Below are 5,187 nucleotides of genomic sequence, written 5' to 3' on the forward strand. Positions count from 1 at the left end.
ACCCGCGCGAAGAAAACTTGCAATGTGGGAATTCGCGCTGCGCTCTCTGAATCGTGCAACGGATATTGTGCTTGGCTTTGGCACCATCCGATTCCGAGTAATGGGCAAAGCTAATTTCCTTTGCGCGCGATGGAGCAGCATGTCGCTTCCAATATTAAACGTTTTGATGTACATTCACACGGTTTCCCCAGGGTCGCGACTTTCGATTCGCTTACAAATCCCGATTTGCTCATATGGATACGTACTATAACCCCAAGCGTCTTGCGCAAATCGCATTCGTCATACTGGTGCTAATCGGCGGCTTGACGGTATTGCTGCCATTTCTCGCCACGATGTTCGGCGCGGCGGTGCTATGCATCACAACCTGGCCGGTTTACACACGTCTGCTACGCGCAGTCCGTGGCCGCAACGTTGTTGCCGCGTCAATAATGACCGTGCTGCTGATAGCAATCATCGTGTTACCAATGGTCTTCCTCGCCGATAACATCTCAAATGGCTTCGACGTACTCATGGAAAATCTCAAGAACCTGAAACAGCAAGGTATTGCGCCGCATCCACCGGAGTGGCTTATGTCCATCCCAGTCGTGGGCGAATATGCGGACAAAGCCTGGGGCCGAATTGCTCAGATGAGCCAAGACGAATTGAGGAATGTAATCCGCCAACTTCTAGGCCCCGCGCAGCGCGTTTTGGCAGGGATAGCGAGCCTAATCGGAGAGGGCGTACTGCAGTTGCTGCTATTGGTATTTATTGCCTTCTTTTTATACCGGGACGGGAACACTTTAGCAGCGCGGCTTCGGACAGCAGCGCAGCGCCTCGGCGGAGAATTCGGCGACAGGTTATTGAATTTATCTCACACCACCATCTACGCGGTTATGATGGGACTCGTCGGCAGCGCAGTTGCGCAGGCGGCCGTCGCGCTCGTTGGATTTCTGATCGCCGGCGTGCCGGGCGCGCTGCTGCTGACAGCGGCTACGTTTTTCCTTGCAATGATTCCGATGGGGCCGGTTTTCATTTGGGGCGGCGCCGCTTACTGGCTTAACTCTCAAGGCGAAACCAGCTGGGCAATCTTCATGGTGCTTTACGGTATATTCGTCATTAGCACCGTGGATAACTTCGTCAGGCCAATCTTAATCAGTAAGGGCGCGGGGCAGTCGTTGCTGCTTGTCGCCCTGGGTGTTGTAGGTGGCGCGATCGCGTTTGGCTTCATCGGCATCTTCCTCGGACCCGTATTGATTGCCCTGTGCCAGGTGCTGATACAAAGCTGGACAGAAGATCAGCCGGCTACTGCCACGCCGTGACCGATGATTGCGATGCTCATTCAACCGGAATGCGCTACCAAACGTGTGTCCTTCTGCTAAAAAATCGTGGCGAGCGAGAGCAATAGAGGCACTGGATCTAAAGGCCAATTGGCGGAGAGAGAGGGATTCGAACCCTCGATAGAACTTTAAAGGTCCTATACTCCCTTAGCAGGGGAGCGCCTTCGACCTCTCGGCCATCTCTCCGAACGAGTGCCAGAATACCGGCTTTGCCGGCATCCCGTCAAAAATCACGGCTCCTGTTCCAATTCGAAAGCTTTGTGCAGAACGCGCACCGCCAGCTCCATGTATTTTTCGTCAATCACCACCGAAATCTTGATTTCCGAAGTGGAGATCATCTGAATGTTGATGCCCTCTTCCGCCAGCGTGCGAAACATTTTGCTGGCGATTCCCGCGTGCGAGCGCATGCCGACGCCGACTGCGGAAACTTTTGCAATCCTGTCATCACCCATTACATCGCGCGCTCCAATATGCGGAGCCACCTGTTTTTTCAGGATGCTCATGGCCTTGGCCAGGTCATTTCGGTGCACGGTGAAGGAGAAATCCGTCATGCCGTCGTGTCCCACGTTTTGCACAATCATATCGACGTCTATATTCGCCTCGCCAATTGGATCCAGAATCTGGTAGGCGATCCCGGGGCGGTCCGGAACATCGAGTATCGTAATTTTGGCCTCGTCGCGGGCAAAAGCAATCCCTGAAATTGTCGCGTGTTCCATATTTTCTTTTTCCTCAAAAGTAATCAGCGTGCCTTCACCCGCTTCCTCGAAGCTGGAAAGCACGCGCAGTTTAACTTTGTATCTTCCGGCGAATCCCACCGAGCGGATTTGCAGCACCTTGGAACCAAGGCTCGCCATCTCCAGCATTTCCTCAAAGGTAATGGTCTTCAGGCGCCGTGCTTCCGGAACGATGCGCGGATCGGTGGTGTAAACGCCGTCCACATCAGTATAAATCTGGCATTCCTCTGCCTTTAGCGCCGCCGCCAGTGCCACGCCGGTGGTATCCGAGCCGCCTCGACCCAATGTCGTAATATTGCCTAGTTCGTCTACACCCTGGAAGCCCGCCACCACTGCTACGTTCCCGGCCCGCAAATCTTCGCGGATATTCGTTTCGTCGATATTCAGAATGCGCGCTTTGGTGTGGGTGTTGTCTGTCAGAATTTTAACCTGGGCGCCGGTGTAGCTGCGCGCCTTCACGCCGATTTCCAGCAACGCCATTGACAAAAGCGCGACGGAGACTTGTTCCCCCGTTGACACCATGACATCGAGTTCACGGGGGTCAGGCTGCACTTGAATTTGTTTTGCGAGATTGATAAGTCGGTCGGTCTCGCCGCTCATGGCAGATACCACAACGACAAGGTGATGGCCTTGCGCCTTGAAGCGTGCTACACGCTGCGCAACGCTTTTGATGCGCTCGATGCTCCCTACCGAAGTTCCGCCGTATTTCTGTACGATCAGCGCCATGCTGCTTTAAGAGCAAATTTCAAAGGGCGGCATTTTAGCGTATTCCGACGCGAAAAACGAGAACCGCGACCACCTGAAAAGCGTTGTACTTGGTAAAGCCGGGCGTGCGCCAAGCCGAATTCACTCGCTTACTCTGACCGGCAAACCCGACAAGCCTATGGCGTGCGCAAAATCATCCAGCCATTCTTTTGGCAGTGCTGAAAGACGCGGCGCCTGTGGCTGCATTGATGGACGCGCCAACCCATAAAGCAGCACTCCCTCAACGGCCACCTTATTGCGTCTCAGCTCGCTCACGAACTTGAGGTAGGCGGACCGCTCCGCTGCCGAGGGTGGTTTTCCGTCGAGCGCAAAGACGCAGGTCTGCAGCCATGTCGGGCACAGCGAAGCGCTGATGCGCAAGTCTTGCAGTGTCTTTTCCGGCGTTCTTTGAATGCCGTTTATCCGGTGCATGCCTGCGGCAGTCGCGGAATCCAGCTTGAACCATACTTCGCCGTTGGTATTTTTCATTTTTAACAACCCTTTTTCTACAGTTGCGCGATGCATCAGGCTGCCATTGGTGATGAGCACCAGCTTGATCTTGTTTTTCAAACCGCAATCCTCAATCACCTTGGCGGTTAAATCCACGACCTCGGCAAATTGCATCGAACTGGTGGGCTCGCCATTGCCTGAGATTGCGATGTCGTTAAGACGGCGGGCGTCAGGCGGCACTTTGCTCTCCATGAAATCCCCCGCCAACAACTCGTGCAGAAAACGCCGCAGTTCGCTTTCGAGCTTTTGCAGATCAATTGATGGCGCAGATCCACGTTTAAGATCGGGGACCTGGCAATAAATACAGCGCCAATTGCAGGCGTTATTCGGATTGAGATTGATGCCGACTGAAACGCCGCCTGCCCGCCTAGAGACGACCGGATAGACATAAGTCAACCCTGCAGCTTCACGGCTGTGATCGGAAATACTGAGTCTTTCTGTTGCTTGCATGATTATCGGCACCGCGATGGAACGCATTGTGAGAATGTTATAATCCATAGGTATTATGAGCAAATCCACAAGAATATGCTAATCACCCGCCGGCTGGAATTTGATGCCGGGCACCGCATTCCCGACCATAACAGCCAGTGCCGTCATCTGCACGGCCACCGTTACGCAATTGAAATCACGCTCTCAGGCAACATTATCGAAAAAAAAGGCGCGCCGGAAAACGGCATGGTGATGGATTTTGCGCAGGTCGGAGAAATCGCCAGAAAACATTTGGTTGACGCCTGGGATCATGCTTTTCTCGTCTATAGCGGAGACACCGCTGTGGTCAATTTCCTGAATTCGCTGCCGGGGCATAAAACTGTGTTGCTCAAAGCTACGCCCACCGCTGAAAATATGGCGGTCGAAGCTTTCAGGATTCTTTCGCGGGTCTACCGGGACACATACGGCAATCGCCTCCACCTCAAGCGCATCCGCCTTTACGAAACGCCGAACTGCTGGGCAGATGCGGCAGGGGAAGATATGAAATGAAAATTTTGGTGCTTGGCGCGGGGGCGGTCGGCGGCTATTTCGGCGGCCGGCTCGCTGAAAAAGGCGCAGACGTAGTATTTCTTGTCCGTCCGCGTCGTGCCGCGCAACTCAAGGAACACGGCTTGGTGGTGCGCAGTCCTTACGGCGACATCAAGCAAAGCGTCGCCTGGGTGCTGCCGGAACAGCTGAGCCAGGATTATGCTTTCATTCTTCTTGCGTGCAAGGCTTATGACCTTGACAGCGCCATAGGGGCGATTGCTCCAGCGGTTGCCAAAGGCACTGCGATTCTGCCCTTACTCAATGGCGTCGCGCACATGGAAGCGCTAAGCAGAAAATTTGGTGCGGCGCGGGTGCTGGGCGGCAGCTGCCAAATTGCCGCAGCGCTTACGGAGAACGGCGAGATTCAGCACCTTTATCCGGTGCACAAAATCATTTTCGGCGAGCGCTCCGGTGAAAAAAGTGCGCGTTGCAAAGCGCTTGAAGCCGAATTTGCAAAGACTTCGGTGTCCTATTTGCTGAGCCAAACTATAGATCTCGATATGTGGGAAAAATTTGTGTTTCTGGCGGCGCTTGCCGGCACCACCTGCCTGTTGCGCGCTCCCGTCGGCGCCATCATGCAAACCAACGAAGGCGAAGCAATCATTCTGGAAATGCTGGACGAATGTAAAAGCGTTGCGTCGGCGGCAGGTCACGCGCCGCGGGAGCAGCACATGGCTTGGTCACGAAAAGTGCTGACCGAGCGCGGCTCGGTCATGGCAGCTTCAATGCTGCGCGATATCGAAAAAAACGGTAAGACCGAAGGCGAGCACATTATCGGTGACATGTTGCGTAAGGCCCGCGAGCGCAAACTGCAAACTCCATTGCTGCGCCTGGCGTACTGCCACTTGCAAGCCTACGAGGCAAGA

The 5,187-nt window shown here is 54.3% G+C and carries 5 protein-coding genes and 1 tRNA gene; 3 read left to right on the forward strand and 3 right to left on the reverse strand.

Going from position 1 to position 5,187, the window contains the following annotated elements:
* Positions 1 to 233: 233 nt before the first annotated feature.
* Positions 234 to 1,298 (forward strand): AI-2E family transporter, encoded by a 1,065-nt coding sequence (locus VLV32_10545; GenBank protein ID HUL42323.1) that lies wholly within the window; start codon positions 234 to 236, stop codon positions 1,296 to 1,298.
* A 109-nt stretch (positions 1,299 to 1,407) separates the two neighbouring features.
* Here VLV32_10545 and VLV32_10550 read toward each other — a convergent pair.
* From VLV32_10550 to VLV32_10560, 3 genes are all read right to left on the reverse strand, one after another.
* A tRNA-Ser gene (locus VLV32_10550) sits at positions 1,408 to 1,502 on the reverse strand.
* 44 nt (positions 1,503 to 1,546) lie between these two features.
* The gene (locus tag VLV32_10555) at positions 1,547 to 2,776 is read right to left on the reverse strand and encodes an aspartate kinase (GenBank protein ID HUL42324.1); all 1,230 of its coding nucleotides are present in this window, start codon (positions 2,774 to 2,776) and stop codon (positions 1,547 to 1,549) included.
* A gap of 120 nt (positions 2,777 to 2,896) precedes the next feature.
* Complete coding sequence (locus VLV32_10560; protein ID HUL42325.1) at positions 2,897 to 3,754, reverse strand: hypothetical protein; 858 nt, start codon at positions 3,752 to 3,754, stop codon at positions 2,897 to 2,899.
* Between the two features lie 75 nt (positions 3,755 to 3,829).
* On the opposite strand from VLV32_10560, the gene queD reads away from it, so the two are divergent.
* Together queD and panE are read left to right on the forward strand one after the other, a co-directional pair.
* Complete coding sequence (gene queD, locus VLV32_10565) at positions 3,830 to 4,282, forward strand: 6-carboxytetrahydropterin synthase QueD (GenBank protein ID HUL42326.1); 453 nt, start codon at positions 3,830 to 3,832, stop codon at positions 4,280 to 4,282.
* On the forward strand, positions 4,279 to 5,187 hold a 909-nt coding region (gene panE, locus VLV32_10570), incomplete at its 3' end, for a 2-dehydropantoate 2-reductase (protein HUL42327.1). The genes queD and panE, both read left to right, overlap by 4 nt.

This window comes from Burkholderiales bacterium, assembly GCA_035518095.1.
Lineage (GTDB): Bacteria > Pseudomonadota > Gammaproteobacteria > Burkholderiales > JAHFRG01 > JAHFRG01.